Raw genomic sequence first — 14505 nt, 5'->3', positions numbered from 1 at the left:
CCCCTTCCGGTCATTCCGGGTCCCTCCCTGGGTGGACTCCAGACTCCCGAAATTACCGGAATGCGCGGCGTACTGCGTTGTTGAGCCGCGTACCTACATCACCCTAGGCTGCCCGCCTCCTCCAGGGACAGTCGAGACGGTACATATGAACACGGACATCCGGGCGCTCACCGAGCGCGTCCAGCAGGAGAGCAGCTTCGTCGAGCTCCTCAACCAGGAGGTCGGCAAGGTCATCGTCGGCCAGCGCTACATGCTGGAGCGCATCCTCATCGGCCTCTTGTGCAATGGCCACGTCCTGCTCGAGGGCGTGCCGGGACTCGCCAAGACGCTCACGGTTCGCACCATCGCCGACAGCATCAGCGCGTCCTTCATGCGCATCCAGTTCACCCCGGATCTGCTGCCCGCGGACGTGGTGGGCACGATGATCTACAACCAGCAGGCGGCGAACTTCACCGTCCGCAAGGGCCCCGTCTTCGCCAACGTGGTGCTCGCGGACGAAATCAACCGCGCCCCCGCCAAGGTGCAGTCGGCCCTGCTCGAGGCCATGCAGGAGCGTCAGGTCACCATCGGTGACCAGTCCTTCCCGCTGCCCTCGCCCTTCCTCGTGCTGGCCACCCAGAACCCCATCGAGCAGGAGGGTACCTACCCGCTGCCCGAGGCCCAGGTGGACCGCTTCATGCTCAAGGTGCGGGTCGGCTACCCCACGCGCGAGGAGGAGAAGGTCATCATGGACCGCATGAGCGGCGGGAAGCCCCCGCAGGCTCAGAAGGTCATCGCGCTGGAGCATCTGGTGCGCGCCCGCGAGCTCGTCACGCAGATCTACATGGACGAGAAGGTGAAGGACTACATCCTCAACGTGGTCTTCGCCACGCGCGAGCCGGGGCGCTACGGCCTCAAGGACCAGGCGGACTACATCCAGTTCGGCGCCAGCCCTCGAGCCACCATCGCGCTGAGCCAGGCCTCCCGCGCCCACGCCTTCCTGCGCCACCGCGGCTTCGTCACGCCCGAGGACGTCAAGGCCGTGGCCTTCGATGTGCTCCGCCACCGCATCGCCCTCACCTACGAGGCCGAGGCCGAGGAGCTCACCACCGAGAAGCTCATCCAGCGCGTCTTCGACCGCGTCGAGGTCCCGTAAACCGGCTCACGCAGGGGAGAGGCCAGGGAGCGCGTCGTGCTCGCCAAGGACATCATCCGCCGCATCCGCAAGTTGGAGATCCGCACCCGCAAGGTGGTGTCGGACATGCTCGCGGGCCAGTACCACTCGGTCTTCAAGGGCCGGGGCATGGCCTTCTCCGAGGTGCGGCAGTACCAGCCCGGTGACGAAATCCGCATCATCGACTGGAACGTCACCGCCCGCATGAACGAGGCCTACGTCAAGGTCTTCACCGAGGAGCGCGAGCTCACGGTGATGCTCCTCGTCGACGTGTCCGCCTCCAAGGAGTTCGGCTCCCGCGAGCGCTCGAAGTCGGAGGTGGCCGCCGAGGTGGCCGCTCAAATCGCCTTCAGCGCCATCGCGAACAACGACCGGGTGGGGCTCATCCTCTTCTCGGATCGGGTGGAGAAGGTGGTGCCGCCGCGCAAGGGCCGCACGCACGTGATGCGGCTGGTGAGCGACATCCTCACCTTCCAGCCGAAGGGGAAGGGGACGGACCTGGCCGCGGGCCTCACCTATCTGAACCGGGTCGCCCGCCGGAAGACGGTGACGTTCCTCATCTCGGACTTCCTCGCCATGGGCTTCGAGCAGCCGCTGCGCCTGGTGGGCCGCAAGCATGACCTGGTGCCCGTGGTCATCGAGGATCCGCTGGAGCAGGAGTTCCCCCGGCTGGGGCTCGTGGAGATGGAGGACCCGGAGACGGGCGAGCGCTTCGTGGTGGACACGAGCGACCCGCTCGTCCGGGGCCGCTTCGCCCGCGCCATGCAGGCCGGACGCGAGGAGCGGCGCAGGCTCTTCAAGAAGCTGGAGCTGGACCACGTGGAGCTGAGCACCGGCGATGACCATGCCATGGCCCTGGTGCGCTTCTTCCGCGCCCGGTCCCGGAGGATGGCGGCATGAGGTGGTTGGCTCTTTGCGCATTCCTCCTCGTCTCGCCGGCCCTGGCCCAGGCTCCGGCACCCGCCGCGGCCCCGGCTGTCGCTCCGGCCCTCGCGAAGCTGCCGGAGGTGGAGCCCTCGGGTTTCCAGGCCAGCGTGCAGCCCGAGCGCGTCACCGTCGGTGAGCCCTTCATCTACGAGCTCGTCATCACCCACCCGTCGGAGCAGCGCTACGAGCTGGCGCTGCCTTCGGATCTGGGGGACTTCGAGCTGCTGTCCCAGTCGCGCCTGCCGCCGCAGGTGGGCAAGGAGCCGGCGGTCACCACGTTCCGGTTGAAGATGTCCGCCTTCAACCTGGGCATGCTCACGCTGCCCGACGTGCCCTTCCTCGTGTCCACGCCGGAGGGCCCCAAGCGCTTCGTGGCCCCGGGCCGCACCCTCGAGGTGGGCTCCACCCTGCCCGATGACGCCCAGGCCAAGGGCGAGGACTTGCGCGACATCCAGCCTCCCACCGAGGTGGCCATCCGCTCCTGGATGCTCCTGTGGGGGCTGCTCGGGTTGCTGGCCGCCGTGCTGGTGGGCGTGGTGGCGTACCGGCTCATCCAGAAGTACCGCAACCGCCCCAAGGCGGTGGTCGAGCCGCTGAAGCCCCTGGATGTGCGCACCCGTCAGGCGCTGGACGTCCTCATGTCCGAGAACCTTCCCTCCCAGGGCAAGGTGAAGGACTTCTACTTCCGGCTGTCGGAGATCGTCCGCGGCTACCTGGGCGAGCGTTACGACTTCGATGCCCTCGAGTGCACCAGCTCGGAGCTGATGACGAAGCTGCGGCGCAAGAACCCTCCCGGCCTGCCCGAGGACAAGCTCATGCGCTTCATCTCCGAGTCGGACCTGGTGAAGTACGCCCGGGCCGAGTCCTCGCCGGAGATGTGCAGCGAGTCGCTCACGTTCGGTTACGAGCTGCTGGAGAAGACCTGGCCCCCTCCACCGCCTCCCGAGGCGGCCCCCGTGTCCCATGCTTCCGGACCTCGCGTTTCATAGCCCTGAATTCCTGTGGGGATTGCTGCTCGTGCCGGTCCTCCTCGCGTGGGCCTGGCGGGAGCGGCGCTCCCGTGCCGCGTTGCGCTTCTCCGCGGCGCACGTGCTCGCCCAGCAGGGGCGCGGCCTGCGCACGTACATGCTGCCGATGCTGCCCTTCATGCGCGCCTTCGCGGTCACCGCCGCCATCGTCGCGCTCGCCCGGCCCCAGTCCCGCGACTCGCGCGTGAGGGACTTGAGCGTGGAAGGCATCGACATCGTCGTGGCGCTCGACCTGTCCACCTCCATGGAGGCCGGCGACTTCCGCCCGCAGAACCGCCTCCACGTGGCCAAGGAGGTGCTCGCCGAGTTCATCACCAACCGCGTCAACGACCGCATCGGCCTGGTGGTGTTCGCCGGCGCGGCTTACACGCAGGCACCCCTGACGCTCGACTACGGCGTGCTCAAGGAGGTGCTGCGGCAGTTGCGCACCCGCGTGCTCGAGGACGGCACCGCCATTGGCGACGCGCTCGCCACCGCGCTCAACCGCCTGCGTGACTCGGACGCCAAGAGCCGCGTGGTGGTGCTCATCACCGACGGTGACAACAACGCCGGGAAGATTTCCCCGCTGGACGCCGCCAGCATGGCGAAGTCGCTGCACATCCCCGTCTACACCATCCTCGTGGGCAAGGGCGGCAAGGTGCCCTTCCCCCAGGGCACGGACCTGTTCGGCAACACCGTCTGGCGCGAGACGGAGATTCCCATCAACCCCGAGCTGCTCCAGGACATCGCCAGCTCCACTGGCGGCGAGTACTACCGCGCCACCGACCCCGAGGGCCTCAAGCAGGGCCTCCAGAAGGTGCTGGACTCGCTGGAGCGCTCCAAGCTGATGGAGGGTGGGGCCTCGGCCAACTACCGCGAGGACTACCACGACTACCTGCTGGTGGCTTTCGGACTGGCCGCGCTGGAGCTGCTGCTGCGCGCCACCTTCCTGAGGGTGTTCCCGTGACGCTGCCGGACCTCTTGAAGCCGCTGTCGGAGCCCTGGCGCTTCACCTTCCTCGGCTACCAGATGGGGTTGGCGAAGCCCCTCTTCCTCTCGCTGTGCATCGTGGGCGGGCTGGTGGGGACCCTGGCCCTGGTGTCGGCGCTGCGTCGGCGCTCCCGCGTGCGCGCGCTGCTCAACGAGCGGCTCGTGGACAAGCTGGCCCCCGGTACCTCGCGCTGGCGCCCGGCGGTGCAGGGCGGTTTCTACGGACTGGGGTTGCTGCTCTTCGGGCTCGCCCTGGCCCAGCCCCAGTGCGGCACCAAGAGCGAGCTGACGAAGCGCCGCGGTATCGACGTGGTGGTGGTGCTGGATGCCTCCAAGTCCATGCTCGCGCGGGACGTGCAGCCCAGCCGCCTGGAGCGCGCCAAGCTGGAGCTCACCACGCTCCTGGACGAGCTGAAGGGGGACCGGGTGGGCCTGGTCGCCTTCGCCGGTGACGCCTTCGTGCAGTCGCCCCTCACCTCGGACTACTCGGCGGTGAAGCTCTTCCTGCGCGCGGTGGATCCGGAGCAGATGCCCCAGGGTGGCAGCAACATCGGCGAGGCGCTCATCCTCGCCAAGCAGGTGCTGGAGAACGCGGACCGCGGCGCCAAGGAGCGCGTGGTGGTGCTGCTGTCCGACGGTGAGGATCTGGTGGGCGAGGTGAGCGAGGCCGTGTCCGCGCTCAAGGCGGCCAACGTGCAGGTGCTCACCGTGGGCGTGGGCTCCGAGCAGGGCGAGCCCATCCCCGTCTACAACCGTCGCGGCGAGTTCGTGGACTACAAGAAGGACAGCAGCGGCGAGACGGTCATTACCCGCCTGGACCGCGGAGGCCTCACCGCCATCGCCGAGGCCACGGGCGGAGCCTTCTATTACCAGCCGCGCGGCGTGGCCATGGCCCAGGTGCTGGAGCGCATCGAGCAGATGCAGAAGAGCGAGCTGGAGAGCCGCGTCACCGTCCGCTACGACGAGCGCTTCCAGATGTTCGCCCTGCCGGGGCTCGCGCTGCTGGTGATGGGCATGTTGCTGCTGCCGTCCGCGCGCCGGAGGTCGTCATGAGCAGGGGACTCCTGGGCATGCGCGTGGGGGTATGGGTGCTCCTCGCCGTGGGGCTGGCGCTGCCGTCCGGGGCGCGGGCCGCGGGTCTGCTGGAGAAGGACCACCCGCTGATCCAGCAGGGCCGCGAGGCGTACATCGCGGGCCGCTACGAGGACGCGCTCTCGGCCTTCGAGCAGGCGAAGAAGGAGCGGCCGAACGACCCGGCGGTGGAGTTCAACCGCGGCGACGCGCTGATGAAGCTGGGCCGCTACGACGAGGCGCGGCAGTCCTTCCAGAGCGTGGCGGAGTCCACCCGGCAGGACCTGCGCCAGAAGGCCACCTACAACCTGGGCAACGTCCACGCGATGACGGGCAACACGCGCGAGGCACTCAAGGCCTACCGCCGCGCGCTCACCATGGACCCGTCCGACGAGCAGGCCCGGCACAACTACGAGGTGCTGCTGCGCAACCTGCCTCCTCCCCAGAAGGGCGGGCCGGACGGAGGTACGGATGGTGGCCAGGACGGGGGCCAGGATGGCGGCCGCCCGGACGCGGGCCAGGATGCAGGCCAGGACGCGGGTCAGCAGGATGGTGGTAGGCCAGCGGACGCAGGCACCGACGGTGGCACTGACGGAGGCACCGATGGGGGCTCGGATGGCGGCATGGACGGTGGGATGGATGGGGGCCAGCAGGACGGAGGTCAGGGCGACGCGGGCCAGCCGGATGGCGGGAAGGGCGATGGCGGCCAGGGCGACGGAGGCCCGCAGGATGGTGGCGCCGACGCGGGCCCTGAGGGCGGCCAGGGGGACGGAGGCGAGGGCGACGCCGGTCACGCGGATGGTGGCGAGGGCGAGGAAGAGGGCCACGAGTCAGACGGAGGCACCCTGGGCGAGGCCGACGAGGTGGATGCCGGTGTCAACCCCGCGGACATTGATCGCCAGGAGGCCGAGCGCCTGCTGGATGCGATGAAGCAGAACGAGAAGAATCTCCAGTTGTGGCGTTTCCAGCAGAAGAAGCGGCCGAGGAATCCCAATGAGAAGGACTGGTAGCGGTCACGCGACGCTGGCCGCGATCGCCCTGTTGCTGGCGGCGATGCCCGCGTGGGCAGGAGTCGAGTTCTACCAGACGGTGGATCGCACCGAAGTGGGCACGGAGGACGTCTTCCAACTCACCGTGGTGGTGGTGGATCCGCCGGACAACGCCCAGGTGCAGTTCCCCGCGCCCGAGGACTTCGAGGTGCTGTCGAGCTCGCAGAGCACCCAGCGCTCCATCGAGATGGGCGGGAGCGGGCCTCCCGTCATCCAGACGGTGCGCAAGCACGTGCTGATGATGCGGGCCAACCGCCCGGGCTCCCTCACCATCCCCCCCGCCGCGCTCTCCACCGGCGGCCGCACCTTGCGCACCGAGTCCATCAAGATGACGGTGCGCAAGGGCCACGTCGGCGGTGCCGCACAGGCGCAGCGCCAGGGCCCGCCGGATCCGTTCCGCAACTTCCCGGGCTTCGGCGGGAACATGCCGGACCCGTTCGCGGACGAAGAGGACGAGGAGCAGGGTGGGCGCACCCAGGAGGACATCCGGATTCCTCGCGCGGACTCGGACCTGTTCCTGCGCGCCACGCTCGACAAGAAGGATGTGTACGTGGGCGAGCAGGTGACGCTCTCGCTCTACATCTACTCGCGCGTGGACCTGTCCAGCGTGGACGCGGTGACCATGCCCAAGCTGGAGGGCTTCTGGAGCGAGGACGTGGAGAGCCCCACGCAGCTCTCCGGCGAGCAGCGCATCGTCAACGGCATTCCCTACCGCACCTACCTGTTGCGGCGGCGCGCGCTCTTCCCCATGAAGAGCGGCAGCCTGTCCATCACCGCCGCCGAGGCGGACATCACCACCGGCTTCCTCTTCGCCGGCCACCGGGTGCACCGCACCTCCAACGCGCTGGACGTGGAGGTGAAGCCGCTGCCCGCGGGCGGGCCCAAGGGCCTGTCGAGCGCCAACGTGGGTGACTGGAAGCTGTCCGTGGAGGTGTCCCAGACGCGCGTGGAGCTGGGCCAGCCCGTGACGGTGCGGGTCATCCTCGAGGGCTCGGGCAACGTGAAGAACGTCACCCCGCCCCGGCTGGAGGCCCCCTCCGTGTTCAAGGTGTACGACCCGACCACCTCCGACAAGGTGACGCCCAACAAGTGGCGGATTCAGGGCCGCCGGGTGCAGGAGTACCTGGTGATGCCGCAGCGCACGGGCACCTTCACGCTGCCCTCGCTCGAGTTCCCCTACTTCGACCCGAAGACGGGCCGCCACGCGGTGTCCCGCACCGACCCAGTGGAGATTGTCGTGGAGCCCGGAGCGGGTGGGGTGGCTTCCTCCGCCGGGCCAGTGGCCTCGCCCTCGCACGTGGCGGACGCCGCGTCCGAGCAGAAGAACGTCCTCACCGCGAGCGGCCTGCGCCCCCTGCGCTACCAGGCCCGCTTCGAGGAGCCCGTGGCGGCCGTGTGGCAGCGGCCCTTCTTCGTGCCGGCGGTGCTGACGCCCGTGGGGTTGGTGCTGGCGCTGGGCCTGGTGGGGCTGGTGCGCGGACGGCTGTCGGGTCAGGACGAGGGAAGCCGCAACCGGCAGCGGGCCAAGGCGGCGCGCAAGCGGCTGGCCGAGGCGGAGAAGCTGCGCGCGGGCAGCTCCAGCGCCTTCTACGGCGAGGTGGAGAAGGCCGTGTTGAACTTCCTGGAGGCCCGGCTGCACGCGCCGGTGGGAGGACTCACCCGCGACGCGCTGGACGCGAAGCTGGCCGAGGCCGGAGTGGACGCGGAGCGGCGCCAGCGCGTGCGCTTCGTGCTGGAAGCGTGTGACGCCGGCCGCTTCGCCCCGGGTGCCGAGCCGGCCGCCCGCGAGCGCATCCTGGATGACGCCGCGGCCGTCATGGAGGGTTGGGACAAGTGAGCGCCATCACCGCCATCCTCGTGGCCACGCTGCTGGGGCAGGGCTACTACTCGCCCGAGGAGGCCCAGACCCTCTTCCAGCAGGCCAACGAGGCCTTCCTCAAGCAGGACTACCCCGCGGCGCGCGACGGCTACGAGAAGCTGCTCTCGCACGGCTTCGGTGGCCCCGACATCCACTACAACCTGGGCACCACCTACCTGGCACAGGGAGACCTGGGGCACGCGGTGCTCGCTTTCGAGCGCTCGCGTCGGGCCGGGGGTGAAGGCCCGGACCTGGAGGCGAACTTCGCGCTCGCCAAGGCACAGCAGCTCGACAAGGTGGTGGGCAACGCGCCCGAGGAGCCCTTCCTGCATCGCGTGGTGGCGGCCACGAGCGGCAACCTGGTGTCGTGGCTCTTCCTGGGCACCTGGGGGGCGGCGTTCGCCTTCCTGCTTCTCTTCCGCGTGCTGCGCCCGGGCCGGCGCACCTGGGCGGCGGTGGTGGCGGGCGTGCTGCTGGTCGCGTCGTTGCCGTCCGGCGCGCTGCTGGCCGCACACGTCTGGGTGCACGAGACGTTGCACGAGGCGGTGGTCATCGCGCCAACGCTGCGCGCCCGCGAGTTCCCCAAGGAGGAGGCCAAGGTGTCCTTCGAGGTGCACCCCGGCCTGAAGGTGCGGGTCATGGAGGAGACGGGGCGCTACGTGCGCATCCGCCTGCCCAATGGTCTGGAGGGCTGGGCCGAGCGCGAGGGCATCGCGGAGATATGATCGAAGCCGCCGAGGTCGTGAAGGTGTACCGGCGTGGGCGCTCGGAGGTGCGGGCGCTGGCGGGCGTGTCTCTGACGGTGCCGAAGGGGGAGTTCCTCTCGGTGATGGGGCCGTCGGGCTCGGGGAAGAGCACGCTGCTGAACCTGCTGGGCGCGCTGGATGTGCCGGGCTCGGGGTCGCTGCGGATTGATGGACGTGAGCTGTCGCGGATGAAGGATGACGACCTGTCCGCCTTCCGGCGCGAGCGGCTGGGCTTCGTGTTCCAGTTCTTCAACCTGATGCCCACGCTGACGGCGCTGGAGAACGTGATGCTGCCGGGCCTGCTGTCGGGCCGGGCGCAGGCGGAGCTGCGGCGGCGGGCCGAGGTGCTGCTGGAGTCGGTGGGGTTGGGGGGCCGGGCGCACCATCGGCCGGACGAGCTGAGCGGTGGAGAGATGCAGCGTGTGGCGGTGGCTCGGGCGCTGTTGATGGAGCCGGCGGTGCTGCTGGCGGACGAGCCCACGGGAAACCTGGACTCGCGCACGGGCGCCGAGGTGCTGCGGATGCTGCGCGATGCGACGCGGCAGCACGGGCTGACGGTGGTGATGGTGACGCACGATTCGAAGGCCGCGGCGGTGGGAGACCGCATCGTGCGCCTGGCGGACGGGCGCATCGTCGGCGACGAGCGGGTGCAAGAGCAGGCCGCGTGAGCGAGCACATGCCAGGGCCGATGCGGGAGTACAGCTTCTCTTTCTCCTCCGACCTTCGAGCGTCACCCGAAGAGGTCTGGTCCCATGCGACCCACATGCCGGGCGTCAATCGGGAGTTCTTCCCGCTGGCGCGCATGACGTGGCCCGGGCCGGACGGACGGCTGCCCTCGCCACCTCCACTGGGCCAGCGGTTGTTCCGGAGCTGGATCCTGCTCTTCGGGCTGCTGCCCATCGACTACGATGACCTCACCCTCGTCGAGTTCGAGCCCGGCCGCCGCTTCCTCGAGTCCTCAGTGATGTTCACGCAGAAGCAGTGGGTGCACGAGCGGATCGTCATTCCCACCGCGACGGGGTGCCGGCTCACGGACTCGGTCCGGTTCATCCCGAGGCTGCGCCCGCTCGGGGCCCTGCAACTCGTCATCTTCCGGATGAGCTTCCACTGGAGGCATCGCAACCTGCGACGGCTGTTCAAGGGGCAGGCGGCCTGAGCCGGTTGTCAGTCCCGGTGCGGGCATGGCGTCTGGCTCGTCGCGCGAGGACTCCCCCGCGTGCGCTCGGTCTCTCCCGGCCCTGACATCGAGGGTCCTCCGAGGCTTCAATCCGTTTCGCGAGGGCCACTCCCATGTCTCAGGACAGATTCCAGACCAGCCGTGAGGTCTACCACCGCATCCGCTGGGACCCACGGCTCGACGCGCACGAGTTCGTCATCGGCTATGACGCACGTGGCGAGCGCATGGAGGAGGTTCCCTTCTCTGCGTTCGTCCCCGACGGGGAGATTCCCTGGCACCGCGTCTGGTACTTCCGGCGCGGCCATCAGGTGGTGTGGGACCGTCGTGAGCGGATCGATCTGACGTCCACGCTCGCGGTCGAATCCTCGGAGGCGCCCGCGCAGCCGCCTCCGCCGCCACCTCCTCCCCCAACCGAGACCGCTCCTCGGTTCACCCCCCTGCCTCTCTACCGCTACGACGCGCGGGCCAGGGACTGGGTCGAGGTGGCACAGCCGGCCAGCGATACGGAGGCGCTCCCTTCTCCCGCGGAGCTCACGGTCGCTACGTTCAACGTCCTGTTCGACCTGTACGACCCGGAGTTGCTCGACACCCGGCGGCGGACCGCTGCGACGATCTCCCTGCTGCGCTCGGTCGATGCCGACATCATCGCCCTGCAGGAAGTCACCGAGCCCTTCCTCCGCGCATTGCTCGAGACGCGGTGGGTACGTGAGCACTTCTTCGTCTCGGAGGGACCGGCAGCCTCCACCGTTACGCCCTATGGTCAGGTCCTCCTCTCCCGTTTTCCGTTCGCCTCGCTGAGCCAGTGCGTCTTCTCACGTGACAAGCGCATCATCGCGGGCGAGCTCGCGCTTCCAGGCGGCGCGCTGTGGGTGGCCACACTCCACCTGACGAGCAACCGCGATCCCTCGGGTGGCGGGGCGCGGGCCTTCCAGGTTCAGGCCCTCATCGACTGGGCACGGTCACTCGGAGAAGGGCGTGAGTCGCCCGATGTCGCGCTGGTGGGTGACTTCAACTTCGGCGACGACGCCCCCGAGCTCCAGCACTTCGAGCGGGCCGGCTTCATCGATGCCTGGGCCGCGCTGAGGCCCGGTGACGCGGGGTATACGTATGACCCGGAGCGCAATGCGCTCGCCGCGCTCACGACCACCTCGGGCCGGCGCCAGCGGCTCGACCGGGTTCTCGTCCGCTCGACGTCGGGCCGGCTCGTTCCTCACCAGGTGGGCCTCTTCGCCGAGGCGCCTCTCTCGGGTCCTCCTGCTCCCGGAGGGGATGCGCTCTTCGCCTCGGACCACTTCGGGCTGAGCTGTGTGCTGCGCCGGGGCGCCGAGGCTCGTCCTGCTCCGGCGCCTGTGCCCACCAGGGCCGCGCCCCGGGTGTACACCGCCCCGCTCGTCCGCCAATCGGTCCTGGTGCTCATTCCTCCCGAGGAGCTCTGGGCTCCCATCCAAGCCCTGCGTGCGGTGCACGACTCGAAGTACGAGCGCTGGATGCCGCACATGACGCTGCTCTTCCCCTTCGTGCCAGAGGCGCACTTCGGCGAGGCGGAGGCGCTCATCGCGGAAGCCGTCCGGGACATCGAGCCCTTCGAGGTGACACTGTCGGGCTTCGGGTACTTCGAGCAGAGCTCCAGCGTGACGGCCTGGCTTCGTCCGGAGGATCGCCCGCATGGTGCGCTGAAGGCGCTGCACGCCGCGCTCGAGGCGGTGTTCCCTCGGGGCGAGGTGCGGGACGGCGAGACCGTGCACGACTTCAGACCGCACCTGACCGTCGGGCAGCTCCCGCGTGCGGCGGCCGCCAACACCCGGCGCACCCTGGCCGGATGGGAGCGGGATTGGCGCCCGCTCCGCTTCGAAGTGCGTGACGTATGCCTCACCAGCAAGCGAGGCGATGGCCCCTTCGAGGTACGCCGACGCGTGCCGCTCGGCGGAGATCCTCGCCGCTCCATTCCGGAGAAGAAGGACGCGCTCCGGGACGTGCTGTCGGCTCGTGGCGAGTGTCAGTCCGATGAGACGCGGCAGGTGCGCCAGACCGTGGTGGGCAAGCTCGAATCCCTGTGTGCCCGGCTCGGCGCGGAGCTTCATCCGTATGGCTCGTACCTGCTCGGCACGGACAGCGCGAGGAGCGATGTGGACGCGGTGGCGGTCGGACCCGCGAGCTTGTCTCGCGAGGACTTCGCGCATGCGCTCACCCGGCTTCTGGCCGAGCAGGAGGGGAGTGCGAGTGCGCGCTTTGTGGCCGATGCCGCCCTTCCCATGGTGAAGCTGTCGCTCGACGGCGTTTCGTTCGATGTGTCGTACGCGCGCCGGCCCGAAGGGGTGGAGCCCTCCCCACCGGCGGAGCTGCTGGCCCGGTATGGCGAGCAGTTGGATGTCCCTAGCTTTCGCGCCCTCAACGGCTGGACCGACACGAGGGCGCTGCTCGACTGCGTGGAACGGGAGGGCGCCGGTCCCGAGCGCTTCCGCACGGTGTTGCGCGCCGTACGTGCCTGGGCGAAGGCTCGTGGCGTGTATTCACACGCGCAGGGCTACCTGGGCGGGTTGTCGTGGGCGGTGATGGTGGCCTGGGCGTGCACTCGCGCACCCCGCGAGGCCATGAGCTCGGATGGCGGGCTGCTCGCGCACTTCTTCGAGACGTTCGCCGCCTGGCCGTGGCCCAAGCCCGTGACGTTGACCGCTGACACCGCGAACTACCAGCTCGGCAATCGGAGGGATCTCATGCCGGTGGTGGCGCCTACGCTGCCGCTGCGCAACTCCGCTCGCAACGTGTCTCGCTCGACGCTCCAGGTGATGCGCGACGAGCTCTCCCGAGCCCGTGAGGTGGTGCGGCGGGCGCGTGCCGAGGGAACCGTGGCGGCCTGGGATTCGCTCTTCGAGCCGGCGGACCTCGAGAGCGAGCTGCCCGTGCGGCTGGTGGTCTCCGTCGAGGCGTCCTCGCCCGAGGCGCATGAGGCGGCCTCGGGCTGGGTGCTCGGGCATCTCACGGCGTTGGTGTACCGGATGGAGGCCGATCGCAGGCTCTTCGCCCGGCCCTTCCCGAGCGCGGAGACCGGAGGCCCCTTCGTCATCGGGCTCTCCACGCGAGGTCCTGACGGCGGTGACGCGCTATCGATACGTCCCGGCAGCGCGCTCGCTCGGACGGTGGATGAGTTCCGTGCGTCCTTCCAGGAGTGGAGCCATCGCCCGCCGGGTGCAGCGCTCTCCATCGAGCTCGTCCCGCGCTGACCTCCGGACTCTTCTCCCGGGTCAGAACGTCGCGAAGACGAGCACCTTGCCCAGCGTCTCCTCGCCGCGTCCCGTGCCAACGAGGCCCTCGGCGAGCGAGAGGAAGTCCGGCGCCTGCTCCACGTGCTTCGCCACGAGCTGGAAGGTCTCCACCGCCGCCCGGTCCAATTGCTCCCGGGCCTCGTGGGTGGGGGATGGCTCTCGGCAGAGTTCCTCAACCCGGGGATGGCCCGCGAGTGTCAGGCGGAGCAGCGCCACCCGGAACGCCAGTCGGAACACGTAGGCGAGCAGGCTCGGCGAGTCGCTGAAGGGGCTGCGCCAGAGCTGATGCACGGCGTAGTTGTGGAAGTAGCGGTGCACCCGCTCACCGTGCTGGGTTTCCAGGTGGTGCCATCGCTCCGCGTAGGTCTGCCAGGCCGCTCCCAGCGCGCTGTCGCCACCTTCCTCGAGCTGGAGGGATTGCAGCATGCCTCGGGCCCAGGTGGTGAATCGCTCGCCCCGGTTCGCCGCCATCCGCGCCTTCAGCACCGAGGTGAACAGGCCCACGCAGGGGCCTCCTGGGAGCGCGAGCTCGGCGAAGTCCCGGTGTATCGCGTCCAGGATGTCCGGGGCCTCGAAGCGCTGGAGCACCTCGCTCAATGGGGAGCCGGTCTCCTGCGGAGAGAAGCCGTCCAGTCCGTACGCCAGTTGCCCGAGCATGGCGAGCCGCGAGCCGAGCGGATATTCGCGTCGGTGCAGCAGTCGCAGCATGGCCGTGCGCACCGTTTCCGCGTGGAAGGTGTCGGCGTCCTCCGGGTCCTCGGGGATGTGCCTTGCGGTCTCCGGACGGGAGACATGCGGTGACGGGGTGGCCAGTGGCACCGGCTCCACCGCGTCCTCCTCCAGCAGGCACAGGCGCGCCACCTCCGGACAGGCCAGCGTCCCCGAGACCTCCAGTTGCTCGCCCCTCCGTGTGACGACGCGTGGGAAGGTGGCGCAGATGTCCGGCAGCACGGCATCGCCGTGACGGCGCTGGAGTGAGCAGAGCCGCTCCGTGTCCAGGAAGGGGCACAGCCCGTCCGGGCGCATCTGGACGAAGGCGTGCTCCGAGGAGGCACCACCGGGATTCAGAGTCACGCACTGGCGCAGGTGCTCGGACTCTTCCGGGCTGCCCACCACCGCCGCTCGCATCCGGTGCCAGTGTGACTCGCTCACCGGCACCTTCAGCCCCGAGCAGCAGGTGTCTTCACAGCGCTCGGCGATGCAGCGGAAGCGCGTCATGTAGCGCAGGACGGTGGACTCGGCGGGCATGGGTGGCCGCGAGACT

12 protein-coding genes are annotated in these 14505 nt (G+C 69.5%); 11 read left to right on the top strand and 1 reads right to left on the bottom strand.

What is annotated here, in order from left to right:
- The first annotated feature begins 145 nt into the window (after window positions 1-145).
- From DAT35_RS38480 to DAT35_RS38430, 11 genes are all read left to right on the top strand, one after another.
- Window positions 146-1135 (top strand): MoxR family ATPase, encoded by a 990-nt coding sequence (locus DAT35_RS38480; RefSeq protein ID WP_108074263.1) that lies wholly within the window; start codon window positions 146-148, stop codon window positions 1133-1135.
- A gap of 36 nt (window positions 1136-1171) precedes the next feature.
- Window positions 1172-2053: a DUF58 domain-containing protein gene (locus DAT35_RS38475; protein ID WP_108074262.1), complete on the top strand. Its 882-nt coding sequence runs from the start codon at window positions 1172-1174 to the stop codon at window positions 2051-2053.
- Window positions 2050-3069: a hypothetical protein gene (locus DAT35_RS38470; RefSeq protein WP_108074261.1), complete on the top strand. Its 1020-nt coding sequence runs from the start codon at window positions 2050-2052 to the stop codon at window positions 3067-3069. Before DAT35_RS38475 ends, DAT35_RS38470 begins: the two co-directional genes overlap by 4 nt.
- Window positions 3044-4054, top strand: coding sequence for a VWA domain-containing protein (locus DAT35_RS38465; RefSeq protein WP_108074260.1), 1011 nt, complete (start codon window positions 3044-3046; stop codon window positions 4052-4054). Before DAT35_RS38470 ends, DAT35_RS38465 begins: the two co-directional genes overlap by 26 nt.
- 62 nt (window positions 4055-4116) lie before the next feature.
- Window positions 4117-5130: a VWA domain-containing protein gene (locus tag DAT35_RS38460; RefSeq protein ID WP_108074454.1), complete on the top strand. Its 1014-nt coding sequence runs from the start codon at window positions 4117-4119 to the stop codon at window positions 5128-5130.
- Window positions 5127-6158, top strand: a complete 1032-nt coding sequence (locus DAT35_RS38455; protein ID WP_108074259.1) for a tetratricopeptide repeat protein — start codon at window positions 5127-5129, stop codon at window positions 6156-6158. The genes DAT35_RS38460 and DAT35_RS38455 overlap by 4 nt, the downstream gene beginning before the upstream one ends.
- Window positions 6142-8034, top strand: a complete 1893-nt coding sequence (locus DAT35_RS38450; protein ID WP_108074258.1) for a BatD family protein — start codon at window positions 6142-6144, stop codon at window positions 8032-8034. Before DAT35_RS38455 ends, DAT35_RS38450 begins: the two co-directional genes overlap by 17 nt.
- Window positions 8031-8780 carry an aerotolerance regulator BatE gene (locus DAT35_RS38445; protein WP_108074257.1) on the top strand — a complete coding sequence of 250 codons (750 nt, stop codon included), beginning with the start codon at window positions 8031-8033 and terminating at the stop codon, window positions 8778-8780. The genes DAT35_RS38450 and DAT35_RS38445 overlap by 4 nt, the downstream gene beginning before the upstream one ends.
- A complete protein-coding gene (locus tag DAT35_RS38440) occupies window positions 8777-9469 on the top strand; it encodes an ABC transporter ATP-binding protein (protein ID WP_108074256.1) in 693 nt (230 codons plus the stop codon). The genes DAT35_RS38445 and DAT35_RS38440 overlap by 4 nt, the downstream gene beginning before the upstream one ends.
- A complete protein-coding gene (locus DAT35_RS38435) occupies window positions 9466-9957 on the top strand; it encodes an SRPBCC family protein (RefSeq protein WP_158502086.1) in 492 nt (163 codons plus the stop codon). The genes DAT35_RS38440 and DAT35_RS38435 overlap by 4 nt, the downstream gene beginning before the upstream one ends.
- A gap of 134 nt (window positions 9958-10091) precedes the next feature.
- Window positions 10092-13199: a poly(A) polymerase gene (locus DAT35_RS38430; RefSeq protein ID WP_108074254.1), complete on the top strand. Its 3108-nt coding sequence runs from the start codon at window positions 10092-10094 to the stop codon at window positions 13197-13199.
- A gap of 21 nt (window positions 13200-13220) precedes the next feature.
- Here the strand turns inward: DAT35_RS38430 and fliB are convergent, their stop codons facing one another.
- Window positions 13221-14489: a flagellin lysine-N-methylase gene (gene fliB / locus DAT35_RS38425; protein ID WP_108074253.1), complete on the bottom strand. Its 1269-nt coding sequence runs from the start codon at window positions 14487-14489 to the stop codon at window positions 13221-13223.
- Window positions 14490-14505 lie beyond the last annotated feature (16 nt).

It is taken from the genome of Vitiosangium sp. GDMCC 1.1324 (assembly GCF_003044305.1).
GTDB lineage: Bacteria > Myxococcota > Myxococcia > Myxococcales > Myxococcaceae > Archangium.
This window is presented reverse-complemented; position numbering and strand designations above follow the sequence as displayed.

Excerpts from the sequence above, each read along its gene's own strand:
- fliB (WP_108074253.1), bottom strand. The coding sequence starts at position 14,489 with ATGCCCGCCGAGTCCACCGTCCTGCGCTACATGACGCGCTTCCGCTGC.
- DAT35_RS38470 (WP_108074261.1), top strand. The coding sequence starts at position 2,050 with ATGAGGTGGTTGGCTCTTTGCGCATTCCTCCTCGTCTCGCCGGCCCTG.
- DAT35_RS38465 (WP_108074260.1), top strand. The coding sequence starts at position 3,044 with ATGCTTCCGGACCTCGCGTTTCATAGCCCTGAATTCCTGTGGGGATTG.
- DAT35_RS38450 (WP_108074258.1), top strand. The coding sequence starts at position 6,142 with ATGAGAAGGACTGGTAGCGGTCACGCGACGCTGGCCGCGATCGCCCTG.
- DAT35_RS38480 (WP_108074263.1), top strand. The coding sequence starts at position 146 with ATGAACACGGACATCCGGGCGCTCACCGAGCGCGTCCAGCAGGAGAGC.
- DAT35_RS38455 (WP_108074259.1), top strand. The coding sequence starts at position 5,127 with ATGAGCAGGGGACTCCTGGGCATGCGCGTGGGGGTATGGGTGCTCCTC.
- DAT35_RS38430 (WP_108074254.1), top strand. The coding sequence starts at position 10,092 with ATGTCTCAGGACAGATTCCAGACCAGCCGTGAGGTCTACCACCGCATC.
- DAT35_RS38440 (WP_108074256.1), top strand. The coding sequence starts at position 8,777 with ATGATCGAAGCCGCCGAGGTCGTGAAGGTGTACCGGCGTGGGCGCTCG.
- DAT35_RS38460 (WP_108074454.1), top strand. The coding sequence starts at position 4,117 with ATGGGGTTGGCGAAGCCCCTCTTCCTCTCGCTGTGCATCGTGGGCGGG.